This window comes from Shewanella morhuae (assembly GCF_003028295.1).
GTDB classification, from domain to species: Bacteria; Pseudomonadota; Gammaproteobacteria; order Enterobacterales; family Shewanellaceae; genus Shewanella; species Shewanella morhuae.
In genome coordinates, this window is sequence record NZ_CM009684.1 from 1 (window position 1) to 17519 (window position 17519).

General features: G+C 42.4%; 14 protein-coding genes and 5 pseudogenes. 6 read left to right on the forward strand and 13 right to left on the reverse strand.

Annotation, left to right across the window (positions count from 1 at the left end):
- Positions 1-1668: 1668 nt before the first annotated feature.
- On the reverse strand, positions 1669-2175 hold the full coding sequence (locus C9I43_RS00005; RefSeq protein ID WP_107881316.1) for an SHOCT domain-containing protein: 507 nt from the start codon (positions 2173-2175) through the stop codon (positions 1669-1671).
- Positions 2176-2822: 647 nt separating this feature from the next.
- Here C9I43_RS00005 and C9I43_RS00010 point away from each other — a divergent pair.
- Positions 2823-3455: a recombinase family protein gene (locus C9I43_RS00010; protein WP_107881318.1), complete on the forward strand. Its 633-nt coding sequence runs from the start codon at positions 2823-2825 to the stop codon at positions 3453-3455.
- 122 nt (positions 3456-3577) lie between these two features.
- On the opposite strand, the gene C9I43_RS00015 is transcribed toward C9I43_RS00010, so the two are convergent.
- Entirely contained in the window at positions 3578-4447 is an 870-nt protein-coding gene (locus C9I43_RS00015; protein WP_107881320.1) for a LysR family transcriptional regulator, read from the reverse strand.
- A gap of 337 nt (positions 4448-4784) precedes the next feature.
- On the opposite strand from C9I43_RS00015, the pseudogene C9I43_RS00020 reads away from it, so the two are divergent.
- From C9I43_RS00020 to C9I43_RS00035, 4 genes and pseudogenes are all read left to right on the forward strand, one after another.
- Positions 4785-5926 (forward strand): annotated as a pseudogene (locus C9I43_RS00020) (iron-containing alcohol dehydrogenase); the annotation flags it as partial.
- 76 nt (positions 5927-6002) lie between these two features.
- The gene (gene gfa / locus C9I43_RS00025; RefSeq protein ID WP_373455333.1) at positions 6003-6545 is read left to right on the forward strand and encodes an S-(hydroxymethyl)glutathione synthase; all 543 of its coding nucleotides are present in this window, start codon (positions 6003-6005) and stop codon (positions 6543-6545) included.
- Positions 6546-6996: 451 nt separating this feature from the next.
- Positions 6997-7387, forward strand: a pseudogene (locus tag C9I43_RS00030) (cupin domain-containing protein).
- A 170-nt stretch (positions 7388-7557) separates the two neighbouring features.
- Positions 7558-7896 (forward strand): type II toxin-antitoxin system YafO family toxin, encoded by a 339-nt coding sequence (locus C9I43_RS00035; protein ID WP_246611776.1) that lies wholly within the window; start codon positions 7558-7560, stop codon positions 7894-7896.
- 285 nt (positions 7897-8181) lie between these two features.
- On the opposite strand, the pseudogene C9I43_RS00040 reads toward C9I43_RS00035, so the two are convergent.
- From C9I43_RS00040 to C9I43_RS00085, 11 genes and pseudogenes are all read right to left on the reverse strand, one after another.
- Positions 8182-8675, reverse strand: a pseudogene (locus C9I43_RS00040) (transposase); the annotation flags it as partial.
- Positions 8676-8735: 60 nt separating this feature from the next.
- Positions 8736-8933: pseudogene (locus tag C9I43_RS00045) on the reverse strand (IS6 family transposase); the annotation flags it as partial.
- 134 nt (positions 8934-9067) lie between these two features.
- The gene (locus C9I43_RS00050) at positions 9068-9424 is read right to left on the reverse strand and encodes a hypothetical protein (protein WP_107881324.1); all 357 of its coding nucleotides are present in this window, start codon (positions 9422-9424) and stop codon (positions 9068-9070) included.
- Positions 9421-9549 (reverse strand): hypothetical protein, encoded by a 129-nt coding sequence (locus C9I43_RS18975; protein ID WP_258191661.1) that lies wholly within the window; start codon positions 9547-9549, stop codon positions 9421-9423. The genes C9I43_RS00050 and C9I43_RS18975 overlap by 4 nt, the downstream gene beginning before the upstream one ends.
- A 423-nt stretch (positions 9550-9972) precedes the next feature.
- Positions 9973-10890 (reverse strand): IS5 family transposase, encoded by a 918-nt coding sequence (locus C9I43_RS00055; protein ID WP_107881326.1) that lies wholly within the window; start codon positions 10888-10890, stop codon positions 9973-9975.
- 360 nt (positions 10891-11250) lie between these two features.
- Entirely contained in the window at positions 11251-11577 is a 327-nt protein-coding gene (locus tag C9I43_RS00060; RefSeq protein ID WP_107881328.1) for a DMT family transporter, read from the reverse strand.
- Positions 11578-11816: 239 nt separating this feature from the next.
- Positions 11817-12656 (reverse strand): S-formylglutathione hydrolase, encoded by an 840-nt coding sequence (gene fghA / locus C9I43_RS00065; RefSeq protein WP_107881330.1) that lies wholly within the window; start codon positions 12654-12656, stop codon positions 11817-11819.
- 86 nt (positions 12657-12742) lie between these two features.
- Complete coding sequence (locus C9I43_RS00070) at positions 12743-13873, reverse strand: S-(hydroxymethyl)glutathione dehydrogenase/class III alcohol dehydrogenase (RefSeq protein ID WP_107881332.1); 1131 nt, start codon at positions 13871-13873, stop codon at positions 12743-12745.
- Positions 13874-14129: 256 nt separating this feature from the next.
- Positions 14130-14888 (reverse strand): IS5 family transposase, encoded by a 759-nt coding sequence (locus tag C9I43_RS00075; RefSeq protein WP_107881334.1) that lies wholly within the window; start codon positions 14886-14888, stop codon positions 14130-14132.
- A 134-nt stretch (positions 14889-15022) separates the two neighbouring features.
- A pseudogene (locus C9I43_RS00080) lies at positions 15023-15290 on the reverse strand (DksA/TraR family C4-type zinc finger protein).
- A 190-nt stretch (positions 15291-15480) separates the two neighbouring features.
- Positions 15481-15693, reverse strand: a complete 213-nt coding sequence (locus tag C9I43_RS00085; RefSeq protein ID WP_181317829.1) for a hypothetical protein — start codon at positions 15691-15693, stop codon at positions 15481-15483.
- A 514-nt stretch (positions 15694-16207) separates the two neighbouring features.
- Between C9I43_RS00085 and C9I43_RS00090 the strand changes: the two genes are divergently transcribed.
- Positions 16208-17497, forward strand: a complete 1290-nt coding sequence (locus C9I43_RS00090) for an NAD(P)/FAD-dependent oxidoreductase (protein WP_107881336.1) — start codon at positions 16208-16210, stop codon at positions 17495-17497.
- Positions 17498-17519 lie beyond the last annotated feature (22 nt).

The window sequence follows — 17519 nt, forward strand, 5'->3', positions numbered from 1 at the left end:
GGGCATAAACGTGCCAGAACTGATCGGCCTGACACGAGTTTGAACCAAAGCGCGCTAGCCGAAGCCAGCGCAAAAATGCGCGGGGTTTTAGCACGTGAACCAGACTAGGCAAGTCTGATTCGTTGAATCACTCTGGGTAGAGTGATTCGCGGCTCAATTTTAATGTCCGAATCTTTATCTAGATTAGTACGCTCATCTTTTAGATTGTCTTATACAGCTAGAGTAAACCATCAAATATTATTTTTTTTAGGTTTAACTTTTACCTCCTTTAACTAAGTACTGAGCGAGCCTATCACTTTCTTGAGGAAGAGAACTTGTGTTCATTTTGTACCCCAAACTTTTTACATCTTCAATAAGTTCTATTGCTCGTAACACTCCTATAGAAGAATCGATATCGTATACACTTAGTCCTGTAGTTTGAGATATTTTCCCTCTGGAGACTGATACTTCACTGAGGCTATTTTGGCGTATAGACAAAAGATAGAGAAACAACTTTAACGCATCTCTTTCTGATGGGTATCGATTCTTCAACCCTGTAAAGGAAACCACACGACCGTTTGGACCTAATAACGCTCGCAAGGTAACTTACACCATCCTGAAATTGATAAGCCTACAATCTCATATACTACCTTCCTTGTAGTACCTTGTTTATGAATTAAGCCGCAAGAGATTAACTTCTTAAGGCCCCTTGACACTAAAACCCGACTTAAAGAGCAGTATTCTGAAAGTTGATCATACGTCAAACTAGACCCAATCAACTCCCTTTCCCTCAACACTTTCAAGTGAACCTGTAATATTGGCGGGTACGGAATCATTTTTCGGTCACTATATAAGCACAAACAGATATAAATTTTTAGTGCTGAAATTTCACCGGAAATATCTTTCTCTCTTCGTGAACTAAAGTGTTCACGAAGTATTCCTTTACCAAGCCAATCCGAAGGCATTTTAACCCACAGTAAAGTTGGCATATTTAGAGTTTTCCTAATATTGAACCATAAACTCAACACCATATCCACTGACCAATGCAATGACTGTTATTAATAATAAAAATCAGTTCCTTATGAATCTTTGCTAGCCTCTCAAGAAGAGTTATAAACTCATCAAGATATTTCAAAACTATGCCCATGATATAAACCTCTAAGTGTCCCAATAAGTGCATCATTGAGTAAATGATTAAAGATGTCTATAACTGGACGCAATGTCTTTCTAGAGAGTAAAAAATGATTTAAATCCTTTAAACTTATGTTTTACTGTCTAATTAAATAGCAATTAAAAACAAAGTTAGTTCACAGCAATACCAAGTTAGTTCACGATGATGAGCAATAATCACCCACCTTAATCCAATTAAAGCATTACGATTACTCACTGTAATCGTATTTAAGGAGCGAAAGCATCAAATAATGAAAAATAGCGCAAGCGAAAAATGGCAGGATTGTATGCATGAATCAGACTAGCCAAGTCTGATTCGTTGAATCACTCTGTCTTAGAGTGATTCAATGGCTCATTTTTGGACATTTCCGAGATAAAGCCTTAACTCTAACTCGTCAGTTTCGGATAAAAATTTCTATGGGTTAACGCCTTGCTAAGCGCGCGAAAAATTGTTGGCTAAAATAAGCGAGGAACGAGCAAAAGCCAACGTTTTTTGTCCATTTAAGCAACTTGTTACATTCACTTTTGGAGAATTTTTTCCTTTTCCTGTTCATATTCTTCTTGGGATATAATTCCGTCATCAAGTAATGACTTTAACTCTCTTAATTCATCATATTTTGTTGGTGTCGTTGGGCTATTTTGAGCGCTCTGTTCTTTCTTAATAGCAACACAAGTAAATACCAACTCTGATCTAGGAAAGTTACCAGCAACATGCGCTCCTACAGAAACTCTTTCTCGAAGCAATTCATAACGGAGCCCTTTATTTTCACAGAAACTCTCAGCTCTATTTTCCGCACTATTTCGTACAGATTGAACAGATACAAATCCTGTAGCTCCTTGATGAAAAATTCTATATGCTTCTGAGTCAGGGATGTCGTTACGGATTATCGTTTCCTCACCTTCATATACTGCGCCATCAAAACCTGATTTACTTTTTTCTGCCCTTTGAATACTTGAAGAAACTGAGCAGGCAGTTAATAACAAACAAGCTATTACACCACTTAAATATTTTACTTTAATTACCATGTGCGCGACAGACCTTGTGAATGTAACATTTTATTCGTGCGCATGCGTGTTTACCTCGTTAGACCAGTGAAAACGCGCACGGTTAACTATCTGTATGCAAAGAACTTATCAGCTTTCTGCCAAATACACCATCTGGAAAAACGCGCATGCGCGTTTTCCAAACCTATTAACTAAAAGTCAGCTACTATAGTCACCTGATTTTATAGAGTTTTATTTTTTGCAGATGGAGTTAATGGCACTAATTTTGTCTGAAAATCATACCAAAACACCTAAATTTAAATACGACTGTATACCCATACATTGTTAGTTGATTTCTGGTAAGGCAAAACATAGGTAAATACATAAGAATTTTTATGGCAACAGGAATGGGAATTTTCGATTGATCTAACGAACTGAAAGAAGGAATGGGGCAGAAATGGCTTAGGATGACCTCCTTAACACTTACCAAGCCAAAATAATACAAACTAAATATGTCCTCCCCTTAATTAAGTCTACATTGGCTCAATATGATAATGAGACTAGCTCACTTAGGGTATACCCCAAGCAAACTAGCTACATCACATTGCCAATTGGTTCGCTATATTGATTTAAAACCCTACTCGCACTAGCATCGTAAACCACATCCTAAAAACACCAAATGAGGCAAAATGTTTATTCGGGCGGCCTACCTACGCGCATCAACAGATGAACAAGATGCCAATCGAGCCAGAAATGAGTTGGTTCAGTTTTCAGACAGTAAAAATGTTCGCATTGCCAGTTTTTATACTGAGACGCAATCAGGGACGAAAATTGAACGGCCTGAACTTGGGCGCTTAATCATAGACTCTCACCCTGGCGATGTTTTACTCATAGAAAAAGTCGATAGATTGTCTCGCCTCCCCTTCGAGCAATGGAAGGTCCTAAAAAGTAAATTGGTAAAAGCCAATATTCATATTGTGGTCGTTGACCAGCCAATGACACATGGGATCTTAAGTGGCACAGAAGAACATACCATGATCGCAAAGGTACTAACTGAGTTCATGATTGATTTAGCCGCGGCAATGGCCAGAGATGATTACGAGACAAGAAGAAAGCAACAAGCGCAAGGCATCGAAAAGGCCAAAACCTTAGGCAAATACCTTGGACGTCAGCCTGACCATGGATTAAGGCAAAATATTCGGTTACTACTCGATGAAGGGAAAAGCTGGTCACAAGTGCAGAGTCTGCTTAAATGCAGTCGTTCTACCATTGCCAAAGCAGCTAAGTTGAATGAGCTAAAAACCGATGAATCAATTCTCTAAAGATTTGATTCATTCTAAGGCAAAAACATGCCCCGCTGGAAGGAAGATACGGGCGAAATAGGGGTTCTGTAGCAAAGTTGAGTGTCATGCTGTGGATGCTCAAGTTCCCACGGACTCAGAACTTAACTCAGAGCTTCACTCAGATAATCAAGTAGCATGCGCACTTTAGGTGATAAGTGCCGGTTGTGAGGATAGAGTGCCCAGATCCCCTCTTTAGGTTGACGATTTTGCTCCAACAGTGGAACAAGCTGTCCATCTTCTAAAAAAGGCAATACATAGTACTCAGGTAGCTGAATGATGCCTATGCCTTTTATCGCGGCATCAACGAGTGCATAGCCACTGTTACAGGTCAAATTACCCTTAACCCTGACATTTCTCGTCTTTCCATTTTCCTGAAATCGCCAGTAATCTAATGTTCCCAACAGACAGTTATGCTGTTCCAGCTCAGACAGTGAGTGAGGTATTCCAAAAGTTGAAACATAATCTGGGGAGGCGCAAACATATTGAGTTCTTGAGCCTAGTCTTTTGGCCATAATACTCGAGTCTTTAAGCTGTCCGAGTCGAATGGCGAGATCGTACCCATCATCGATTAAGTCGACATTCTGATTCGTCAGATTTATCTTTACTTCAAGCTCTGGGTATTTAGCGATAAAATCGTTCACCAGCGGCGCAAGCGTTTTTTCACCATAAGTTACTGGAGCGGTAATTTTTAACAGCCCTCTCGGTGTACTCTGTAAATTGGTAATCGCGCGCTCGGCCTCTTCTAATCCATTCAGCACTTGCCTGCAGTGTTGATAATAGATCCGACCCACTTCGCTCACCGACACTTTACGTGTGGTGCGGTGAAACAGCTTAGTAGCCATTCGGGTTTCTAATGCGCTGACCTGCCTGCTGACTTGCGCGGTAGATATCCCAAGCTGTTTTGCGGCCTTGGTAAAGCTCTCTGCCTCTGCAACGGCTACAAATTCGCTAACGCCTTCCCAATTAAACATTGTTGCTTCCCAGTAATTATAGGTCTTCAATAATACTCATTATCGTCAAAAATATTGTGGATGCAATTTGTATCCTAAATAAGAGTGAATTTCATTTTGTTTCTCACACCACATAGGGGTAGCGCTTTTCACATTCAAAATTGTTACTGAGAAGGAAAAGATATTTCCGAAATTATGGGATTATCATTACTTTTGAGTGGAATATAATCCTCGTTATCCAAGTTAATACAGGCGAAGATCTTCAGGCTTTGACATCAACCCAGGCCAGTTTATCGCCTCAAAAACTACTGACCCATTAGCAAATTTACCCTTTTTTATTCAATACGAGGAAAGACAAATGAGTACTACATTTATATGCCTCCAATGTCTCTGATGGGACAACATGCTATCAAATTGTTAGGCACAGAACTGCAGGCAAGAAACTTCAACAAGGCACTGATTGTTACAGATAAGGCATTAGTAGATATCAAGTTGGTGGATAAGCTGACAGATCAGTTATCTGCTCACGATATCGCATTCGTAATTTTTGATGGCGTTAAGCCGAACCCGACAGAAAAAATATTGAACAGGGTTTGGCTCTGCTCGAAGCGCAAAAATGTGACTTCGTTATTTCGTTCGGCGGAGGTTCTTCACACGACTGTGCTAAAGGCATCGCATTGGTCGCAGCCAACGGCGGCCACATTCGTGATTACTCTAAAGGGTTCATCTGTCGGCTAAGCCACAACTACCTCTGGTGACTGTGAATACTACAGCTGGTACTGCAGCAGAGATGACGATATTTGCATCGTGACCAATGAGGAAGATGAAACTAAATACCCGATTGTAGATAAAAACCTAACTCCAATAATTGCAGTAAACGACTCAGAGTTGATGGTTGCAATGCCTAAGTTCCTCACGGCAGCGACAGGCATGGATGCATTGACTCATGCGATAGAAGCTTATGTGTCGACGGCAGCAACGCCAATAACCGATGCCTCAGCAGTTAAAGCTATTGAGCTTATTGCCAAAACCTGAAGGCGGCAGTTAACAATGGTGAAAATCGTGAGGCTCGTGAGGCTATGCAATACGGTGAGTACCTTGCAGGTATGGCATTCTCTAATGCTTCATTAGGTTATGTACACTCGATGGCTCACCAACTCGGTGGTGTCTATGATCTGGTGCACGGCCTCTGTAACGCCATCTTGTTACCGATAGTGTCACGTTTTAACGCGGTTGAAAAGTGGAGCGTTTTGCCGAAGTGGCGAAAGCAATGGGTGTAAATACTGTGGCATGACGTTAGTCGATGCAGCTGAAGCTGGCATCCTTGCTATCGAGAAACTATCTGCTTCGGTTGGCACAGATCAGAAACTGTCTGATCTTGGTGTTAAGGAGGGCAAGCTTGAGCTTATGGCAATCAACGCCCTGAATGATGCCTGTTCCTTAACAAATCCAAGAAAGGCAACCACTGAAGATATTATTAATATATTTCAAGAAAGCTATGTAATTCAAACCAAACAGCCTCAGGTGGAGGTTGTCTTAACTAAATATCCATGGAGTAATCACTATTAAAACTTTAATTCACCCTCAAGTCGATAACGGTATTGTTGCCGGTCGTGATGGCTTTTCTGGCGGTTATTTATTCTGTAAGTGCAGCAGTAAGCCGTTGAAGTTACCGTTGGTGCTCAGACTGCCCACAATCATGTTTGCGGTTGTAGCAAATGTTGGAAGCCAGAAGGAGCCTTGTTTCTCAGTCGCCGTTGTCGCACGTGACAAGGTGAGCGTCACTGAAAATTCTCACAAATTGATCATTATCGACGAATCGGCAACTATTCAGCGTTATGCCTGCAAAGAGTGCGGCACGCATATGTTTGGCCGCATCGAAAACACGGGCCACCCCTTCCATGGTTTAGATTTCGTCCATACGGAACTATCTTCAGAACAAGGTTGGTCTGCACCAGAGTTTGCGGCGTTTGTGTCATCGATCATCGAGTCGGGCGCAGCGCCTGAATCCATGGGGGATGTACGTAACACCCTTAAAGAGTTGGGACTGGAACCTTACGACTGCTTATCTCCTGTATTGATGGATGCCATCGCTACTCATATAGCGAATAACGGCTAAGTTCGTTTCTGTTTCATCAATCAATTCCCGTTCTGGGCAGGGCAAGAGCGTGAACGTTTTACAATCTAAACTCGTTCGCAAAATAGACGGTAGTTGAGTGTTAAATAAACAGGAATCGCTTTGTAATATGTAGATAGGATTATCTTCTATACATCGCGTTTAAAAATCAACCACTCACGCCCTCGCCCTGCCGTTCTGGGAGGTACAGGATTTAATAAAAAATTGTTACGACACTTTTTATGTCAGATTTTAGCGGTAGCCATGATCGATATATACATTGATGGAACGAAATTAAATTTATAGGTGCGAAATTAGCATTGAAAGAATTAAAGAAAGCCTTGAATATATAATTGCTACTTTTAATAGCCTGTATGTAAATGCAAAACAAACACAAATAATGCATAAAGCACCCTTATTGGTGGTTATGTTAAATTAAATGGAAAAACAACATATGACCACATTGACAGATAAGCCTGGGATATCGCTATTTAAAGCAGGCTCATTAAAATTGAATGAACTAAATGAAATTATTAAAATTGAAGCTTGCGAAGCCAAATGGCTGAAGTTGCTGTTACCAATAATTCAAACGCACTGACAATTGGTCACTTCATCATGCAACCAGGCGTCGAATTTGAATACATCTATGATTCTGTAGAATATAAAGTTGTGACGAAAGGTAAAATTATTATGCGAGACCAGCAAGGTAATAAATATGTTGCCGAAGTAGGCGATGTTATTATTTTCTCACCAGATGTGACGGTTATCTTTGATGCTGAAAGTGATGGCGAAGCCGTTTATACGCTCACCGTAAAGCTGCAGCAGAGTTTGCTCCACAGGCATAATAATGGATATCGCTAATAGAATCCAAAATGTCAGATTTTAAATTATAATAGTATGGAAACCATGGTTGTCAATTAGGGTAAGAGCGTGAACGTTTTACAATCTAAACTCGTTCGCAAAATAGACGGCAATTGAGTGTTAAATAAACAGGAATCGCTTTGTAGTATATAGAGTGGATTATCTTCTATACATAGCGTTTAAAAATAAACCACTCTCGCCCTGGATTGTCAATGGTTTCTACCTGTTTACCCATAACCGCTCTTATCTTGAATTACAACATCTGCATTTCAAAGCTGCAGGTTTTCCGCTCAAGCTTGTGCAGTTCAAACGGACCAGCGGTTATGTGCTGGTGTATTGCCCTGGTTTCTTCAACAGTCATTGTTACCTACTGATAGCCATCATTAAACATTGGGATAAGAACAAGCCGAATGATGTCGATAATACTGATCGTGATACCGGCTTAATGAACCAACTGGAGAAAATAGCCGAAGGCTTCAGGGAGCAGTTTTAATTATACCGAATTTGCCCAACGCGCCAAAAATGTAAAGTTAACCTACATTAAGGCCTTGTTGCTTGTCCGCTGATACAGCATATCTCGACTCTCTACGAGCTTGTTGGCTCATGGCAGTTTAGTGGCAATTAATGTGAGTCCGCCTAGATGAATGCAAGCCCGTTGTTAGTTAATCTGCCCCATTGGCAGTTAATGTGAGTCGGCGGCACCGCTTATTATCAATTAATGTGAACCCAGTTTGGCGGATGTAATCGCGCCGAAGGGATTATGTGTGCAAGCCGCTACACCTAAGCTGCCTCGACTTTGTTTAAATAGCTGTCGAACAAGGCGATAAAGCTTCAGTGTTTCAACGCTTATCACGTTTGCAGGGCGTTTATGCCAATCGTAATAGCCTGACTTACTGACACTCATTACTCGACATAACAGTGCTATGGGAAACAGTTGAGATTGCAGTTTGATGAAACGAAATCTTACTTCATTTCTCTCGCAAAGAAGGCGCTTGCCTCGGCGTGCCCTTGGGTATTTTTAGAATTTCTTTCTCCATGCGTAATTCTCTGTTTTCTCTACGCAATCTCTTTAGCTCATCACACTCAGACTCTTCTAAGGTGATACCTTGTTACAGGGCTTGGTGTTTTTCCTTCCAGCCTGTAAAGCAGGCTCGTGCTAACTCCAAGAGACTTTGCCGCATCGGCAACGCTATAACCTTGTTCTAGCACCATCAAGACAGCTTCATCTTTAAATGCCTGCGGATAACTCTTATGTGATTTCTTCAGACTCATATAGACCTCTTAATTTATTGACCCTACTGTCTCAAAATTAAGTGTCCGATGGGATTAGACCAGAACAGTTTCATCCATTCGCCACGAGCCAGATACTCGACGCTTTGTCTTCCTGAATATGGCTTCGAACTGCGGTGCATATTTGATAACCCAGCGGTTCAAGGTTGAGTGGTCAAAATGAATGTTTCGCTCCGCGAACATTTCCTCAATTTCACGGTAACTAAGTTTATTGGCTAGGTAATATCGTAGCGCTTGCATGATGATATCTGATGGGAAGTGTCATGCCGTGGCATGCTCCAAATTAATGCCTGCACATCATCAACACTTTAGTTTACTTCGTCTGCTTTGCGACAGTCCCCTAAAAAGCACTGACCTTGGTACTAACCAAATCGTTAAATTTTTCCTATGTTAACGACTTTTGATACGTTCATTAACGCATCATAAGAAGAAGGGATTTCACCATCATTTATTGAGGGCTGTCCCTCGTCAACCCCATAAAACTCAATGTGGACACTTGGGTATGGATTATCGCCATTTGCTTCAATGATGGTATTCGTCAACATGTTTTGTACTTCTTCGAGCGATTGGTTTTCAGAATATAGCCAATACTCTTTAGCTTCTTTATCTGGTGAGAACACGCTGACTTCAAAGCCGTATGTATATACACCTTTATATGACACCGGCTCTTTAGATCGTTCAGCACAACCAAATAACACCAAAACACTAACTAACAATAAAAGAGGTTTCATTGTTCACTTCCCGCTTCAAGTAAATCGATTAATTCTTGAGTAATGGTGTCAACTTGATATTGAACGGACACCGAAACAACCTTCTCTGCCAAACCATCAAAATGATGGCGATATAGCGCACTCAACCACTACAGCCAATAACTAACCTGCTACCCAACTCATAGGGCATATATATACTCCAAATTGTGATAATAAATCTTGAAGAACTCTAAGCTTTGTATACACGTCTTGCGCGTTTATTCAGGTTAGATCAGTAAAACGTATAATGATAATTGTTTAATCCACAACAGTTTTTAACCATCATCCTCAATTCACCTTTTATCAAAACGAGAATGCATACTTTGGTTCCCTCGTATCTCCTGAAGCTGTGCAAAAACGATTTTAGTTGATTGAATTTAGCATATTGTTTCTTATTCTTAATAGTACCTCGTGAACTGAACAGGCTTGATTTCTACTATGTGTCACAAAAGCTCAATAATACTGTATAAACACGGCGTTGTTGATTAAATCATTTCATAGAACGTAATCGTTCCAAGGCTTCTGGCTGATTAAGCAACTTGCTGACGAATGGGCATACCCAGTCTAATGACTTTGTTCATCGCCTTCACACCGGCCAATACCTCTGCGACTTGCCCATTGTAATCACGTAAACTCAGCATTGGACTATTCAACTGTTTATATCGGCCCATGGCGGTCTCTGCTAGAGAGCGCTGGTGATAGCCATTATCGATTTTCCATTGTTTCAGCTGACCCGCTTTCAGTGCTTCTACCGCTTCATTGCGTGGATGCCCCTTTTCCCATAACCCCGCATTTGAGCGCGGTGGGATGGTAGCTTTGCAGCCTTTACGTCGCAGTAATTGATAACAACCCTTTGTATCATAAGCCCCATCTGCCGATACCTGCATTATCTTTCGCCGTAAAGGATTGAGTAAGGTCGGCAGTACTTCATTATCGCCTACTGACACAAGACTGACTTCAGCGGCAACGACTTCGTGAGTGCTTGCATCGATGGCTAAGTGCAACTTACGCCATGTGCGGCGTTTTTCGCTGCCATGCTTGCGGGTTTTCCATTCGCCTTCACCAAACACTTTTAGTCCTGTAGCATCGACAACCACATGCGTTATGGGATTGCGACTGGGGTTGCGGTACTGAACATTGACTGTCTTAGCGCGTTTACTGATAGAAGTGTAATCGGGGGATTTAAGTCGCACACTCATCAACGTAAACAAAGCGTTGAGAAAGCCTTCTAGCGCACGCAACGATAAATTAAAGATGCATTTGACCATCAACGCGGTTTCAATCGTCACATCACTATAGCTAAACCCGCGTCCACGCCCGCCATGATGTTCATGGCAGTACCACGCGTTTACTGCAGCTTCATCCACCCTGAAGGTGAGCGAACCACGGTTCACTAACGCTTGGTTGCATTGCTTCCAATTAACAATTTTACGTATTGGTTTGCCCATGTTGCCGTCCTGAAGGTGAGTCAGGAGCTCTGATCATGGCAACACCGATTAGTTCAAGGATTTGTTCAACAACGCCAGGCGGTGGGACCGATGACGTTAAACCCAGATAAAGCTTCAACCGAAGACGTTATAAATACAGCTTAATATTTAAGCAAAGAGTGGCAGCTATCTTGAAAAGCACCGATAGTTAATGTAGGTATGCGTTACGATTTATAAGCCTAGCCATATATTTCTGAACTGAGTTAGCACATTGTCCAGCTGTAAATGTGAGTAACATCTTTTTGATAAATGACATTTTTGATTAAAACGGAACCTATTATCTAAACGGATAATAGGTTTTTTATGAGATGGGTATATGGATTAGTGGCTATGCCCCTGAGATAGGTTGATCATTATCACACCAAGGGCAACCAACAGCATGCCAATCCAAGCTGTCATGTCCAGATGCTGACGATAGAAGAGTGCTGACAGAAGTGTCACTGTAACAATAGCCATTCCAGCCCAGAGCGCATGTACTACGCCGACAGGCATTCCCTTCATCGCCTGGCCCAAGAAAATAAAAGCCGTCAAATGCCCCAAAATCACCATGACAGCAGGGAGTGGTCGCGTGAAACCATCGGTCGCCTTAAGCGCCACATGAGATAAGGCTTCAGCCATGACACCTAGTAATAGAAAGATCCAACTCATAATATAAGCCTTAAATTTAAAATGTTCGACAGAATAAGTCCGCTGCTTTGATAGAAATAATGATTTGTTGCGGCTATTATATTGATATTGACTTAGATGGTAATCGGGTAAAATAACAAATGACTTTTACCCATTTGTAATAAAGATAGGTACCCAAAAATAAAAAGGTCTCGCCACAAATGACAACACCTTTTCAGTCAGATCTTATTAGTTAAAATAAGTTACTGGTTTAAGTTTAATTACTTGCCCAGATGCTCGGCATGAAAACGCAGATGGTTTTCGATAAAGCTGGAGATGAAATAGTAGCTATGATCATAACCTTCTCGATAATTAAGCTCTAGAGGGTAACCCTTAACCTTAGCAGCAGCCTCGAGCACTTCGGGCTTCAACTGCTCAATAAGAAAGTTATCAGCGTCACCTTGGTCTACCAGAGCCGGTACAAATTGGGTCGCCTGGCGCATCAAGATACTGGCATCATATTCCATCCATGTCGCCGAATCTCGGCCTAAATAGGTAGTCAACGCCTTCTTGCCCCAAGGACAATTAATCGGGTTACTGATTGGGCTAAAGGCCGATACTGACTGGTATGTATCAGGGTTACGCAGCGCGACAACTAACGCACCATGCCCGCCCATTGAGTGGCCCGCAATAGAACGTTTATCACTGACAGGGAACATAGATTCAATCAGTTTTGGCAGTTCATCGACGACGTAATCGTACATTCGATAATGGCGATTCCACGGTGCCTGTGTCGCATTGACATAAAAGCCCGCCCCTTTACCAAGATCGTAGCCTTCATCATCGGCGACATTCTCGCCTCTGGGGCTGGTGTCCGGTGCGACGATAGCAATACCAAGCTCTGCAGCCAGTGCTTGTGCCCCCGCTTTCTGCATAAAATTTTCATCGGTACAAGTCAAACCTGAAAGCCAGTACAGAACTGGGACCTTCTTGCCACTTGATGCTTGTGGTGGCAGATAGATAGCGAATCGCATTCCACAATTTAACGTTTGGGAGTGATGACAATACTGTTTATGCCAACCACCAAAACTCTTACTAACACTAATATTTTCAATTGTCACGCTTGAGCCTCCTTAATCGCTCCGACTTAGCCTGTGATAACACTGACTAAGCCAAAGCTGCAGGATGAGTATCTTATCGATGAGTATTACTTATCAAAATGAATAACAGTACGGATACTCTTACCTTGGTGCATAAGATCAAATGCATCATTGACCTGCTCAAGACTCATGGTGTGAGTGATGAAGTCACTCAACTTAAACTCACCTGCCAGGTAACGTTCGACATATTCTGGTAGTTCAGAGCGACCTTTAACACCACCAAATGCACTGCCTTTCCATACACGACCCGTGACTAACTGGAATGGACGAGTCGAAATCTCTTGACCTGCACCTGCAACACCAATAACCACTGACTCACCCCAACCTTTATGGCAGCACTCAAGTGCAGAGCGCATCACATTAACGTTACCGATACACTCAAACGAGTAATCGACGCCGCCGTCGGTCAACTTAACAATCACGTCTTGAATTGGCTTGTCGTAGTCTTTCGGGTTAATAAAATCCGTAGCACCCAGTTTACCGGCTAATTCAAACTTACTTTCGTTAATGTCAATAACTATGATGCGAGACGCCTTAGCCATAGTCGCACCGATAACTGCCGATAGCCCTATACCACCCATACCGAAGATAGCAACCGTAGCACCCTCTTCAACTTTAGCAGTATTCATTACCGCACCCATACCGGTAGTCACACCACAACCCAACAAGCATACTTCTTCAAGTGGCGCATCAGGGTTCACTTTCGCTAGTGAAATCTCAGGTAATACTGTGTATTCAGAGAAGGTCGAGGTTCCCATGTAGTGGTAGATTATCTGGCCATCTTTCGAAAAACGGCTAGTTCCGTCTGGCATCAAACCTTTACCTTGGGTTTCACGGATCTTCTGACAAAGGTTAGTCTTGCCAGACTTACAGAATTTACATTCGCCACACTCAGGCGTGTAGAGTGGAATAACATGGTCACCTACTTGAACACTTGTCACGCCCTCACCAATGGACTCGACGATACCGCCGCCTTCATGGCCAAGGATACAAGGGAAGATACCCTCTGGATCATCGCCAGAAAGAGTAAAGGCATCGGTATGACAAACGCCAGTCGCGATCATCTTGACACGTACTTCACCCTTCTGTGGTGGCATAACATCGACGATTTCGATCGATAGTGGCTCGCCTACAGCCCAGGCGACTGCAGCTTTAGATTTAAGTATTTGTGCTGTCATCTTAATATCCTAAATTGATAATATTTGAATAGCGGTCTTACCGAATAAGCGCCATGGTTAATATACAACTATTATAACTAGCGCTCCGAGATTAATAATCCCTCCATTATGAAAATTACTTTTGCTAGAGGGTAATAATTGATTGTTGCCTTCTTTGCAATAAGTAATGGCATGGCAGACCTAAGCATCTGGTTTTAGATAACAAATAAGCCAAACATTAACTAGGGTCTGTTGATCTTTGCTGTACAAATGTTGTTCAGCAACACATCGGCAGCCACATTAACATAAACGCCAGTGACACCATACTGGCGTAATTTCTTGCTAGCTTGTCATATCTTGTTGATATTGCTCGATAGTGCTTAATTCTTTCAAAAGCATTCTCCACTAAATGTCGATACCGATATAAGCACCAATCGACTCTTTCTTGAGGTGTATTCTTATAGCGGCGCCTTGGAATAACAGATTTACCGCCTTTATTTGCGATAAGTTCACAAAAAGCATCGCTGTCATAACCTTTATCTGCAATGACGGTATCAACCTGCTTCAGGTGCTCAATTAAGCTGGGGGCGTGTGTAATATCGTGTTTTTGGCCTTCTGATAATTCGAAATAAATCGGTAATCCTCCGCTGTCGACGGCTAAGTAAATTTTGGTTGAATTACCGCCTCGACTTTTACCAATACTCTCATTATTTAGCGTCGCTGCACCTGCACTGTGCTGGTGAGCCCGCACTATCGAGCCATCAATAAAGACCCATTCTATATCAGCAAGGTTGGCTAATGCCTTGAATAAATGTGCTAGAACGTCTTTCTTAGACCATAAATGAAACCGTCTAAAGACCGTGCTCCAATGACCGAACTCTTTAGGTAAATCTCGCCAAGGGATACCTGTTCTAAGGCGGTAAAGAATACCTTCGAATGTTTGTCTATGTTCAGGTTTGTCATAAACACGGCCTGTGCTTTTCATTAAATGAAATAGCTTTTCCCAGCGTGCATCGGTTAGCATAAGTCTTGGCATGGCTTGAGGTTATGGTTACTTTTGGCGAAGCAAATTATAACGTCTTGCCATGCTGTCTAAAAATTACTCTCGAAAGATCAACAGACCCTAGGTAAGTATTGAACCTCATGTTCAATGATTTTTAAATTCAGAACTTACCTCAACTGACTATCTTTACTGGCACAGCAATTAACCTTGCTTACCTCTTTTTTGTCTTATATCCGACTTACTTTTGCAGCCAACACAGAGTCGAACACCTGCAACGGCTTTTCTTCGAGCCTCAGGAATTGGACATTTACATTCCTCACAAAAAAGTAGACTTTGACCGACTAGTAATTGACTCCTAGCTTTGGCTACGCCATCTTTAACACTGTTGTCTATTTGATCTTGTGCCGCGCCGTCTTTAGACCAACCACCTGCCATTCAGCCTCCTATTTTTTAAAACTTACTTGTTATGTAAATATATTTATCAATTTGATCTTGCACCGTCATCCAAACGCCATTATTTCGACCCACCACCAGTCATTAGATTCTTCTACCCATTACTAACTAATCAAGCTTAGAGTCGCTTGAAGTCAATCACTCAGAATGTGTCATCGGATTCATTTAGGGCTTACGCCACAAGGTAAGTCTTGAGAAAGTGTTTAAACGTATTTTCCTCATTTAGCTCTAACGCTTGCTGCTTTCGCAATGACTCTCGGGCCAGATTTTGAAAGAGGGTTTTCTCAGATTCGGATAACGCCTGCTGGCTAAGATGCTGCTTATACTGTTTCGCCTGAGTCAACATCTGCTTGGTAAAGCCTTTGTCCGGTGTGATCGACTGCATAATTCTTGCCCTGGCAGTAACCCGGAGCTCAAAGAGATTTAAGCGAGCAATTTTATCTACTCAAATCACAATAACAATCCCCTTAACGGTAATTCACTCTTACCCCCAACAATAATAAACCGCTCATCTGAAGAGTAAATCCATTGCATTTGGGTTAATACTTAACGATCCTTTTCCAAGCTAATATTGTCATGCCTGTATTTCATCATCTACATTATTACACATTAGTAAAAGTAATTTGCCAAACAAAAGGAATACGCTTTTTCTGTATATGAATATAATACACCATCAAAGTGAATGTGATTTACCCCAAGTGCTACTTGGTCTGATGCCGATATCTAATTCTTGATTAGCCAGCTTGCCAAAAAAGAACAATCGAGAGTCGCTTAATTAAAGCAACAATGCTCAGAATTTGGTCTTTTTACATTCGAAACGAAAACAAATAGGCGCAAGCCTGAGAGGTTCTGTGGGGCTAAATGCCCGGGACAATTTAGCTATGTATTTGGAGTTTGTAATGACCAATATTGTTGTGATCGGTGGCGGCGCCGGTGGTATGGAGTTGCTGGGTAAGATCAGCAAAAAACTGGGTAAGCGTGGCAAAGCCAATATTACTCTAGTAGATATCAGCAGCCACCACATCTGGAAACCGCTCTTACATGAACTGGCGGCTGGTAGTCTGGATGAAGGGATAAATGCCGTCGATTATCGCGTTCAAGCCGCTCAAAATAGTTATAACTTTGAGCAGGGTGCCCTGACTGGCATCGACCGTGAAAATCGAAATATCACCCTAGCCGCGATGAAAGATCTGCAAGGCAATGAAATTCTCCCTGCGCGTCATGTTGATTACGACTATCTAGTGATAGGCATAGGGGCGATCACCAATGATTTCGCTATTCCTGGTGTTCGTGAACACTGTGATTTTTTAGACTTGACCGAACAGGCCATGAATATACGTCAGAAAATCCTCAACAGATTCCTGCAGCATGCCAAGAATCCTGAGCATGGTCATTTCGATATTACCATCGTAGGGGCTGGCGCAACAGGCACTGAGATGGCTGCCGAGATGCACCACATTGCCGACACTCTGAGAGGTTATGGATACGAGATCGCAGAAGATCTGTTGAGGGTTAACCTGATTGAAGCTGCCGATCGCGTGATGCCGGGCCTGAAGAAGGAGTGCCTGTACGGGGCCGTAGATAAACAGCTACGCGCTCTGGGCGTGAACATTATGACCAATACTAGTGTTACTCAAGTAACGCCGGAGGGAATGTACACTAAAGAGGGGCTGTTCATTAAATCAGATATGATGATTTGGGCGGCGGGAGTAAAAGGCCCTGACGTTCTGGGCACCCTGGGACTCGAAGTTAACAAGATGAACCAGCTCATGGTTTTCGCCAATTGCCGAACTACTACTGACGAGCGTATTTTTTCCTTCGGTGACTGTGCCGCCTGCCCACAGCCGGATGGCTCTTTCACGCCTGCCCGAGGCCAGACAGCCCGTCAGATGGCACTGCTGGTCGGTGACAACCTGATTCGCATATTAAAGGATAAGGATGCCGAGCTCAAAGAGTATCTTTATAAGGATCTGGGAGGATTTGTTAACATGTCTAAGTTTTACACTGTTGGCAATATGCTTTCATTTATCGGCGGGGGAATAGCCATTAAAGGATGTCTGGCCCGCTTTGTCTATGCTTCCTTATATCGCAGGCATATGCTCGCCCTGCATGGCCCGATAAAGGGCTTGTTACTGATAGGACTCAATGGCATGCAAAGCTGGCTGCGCCCACAACTTAAGTTGTGGTAGGGGAATTTGTTGAACAAATCAG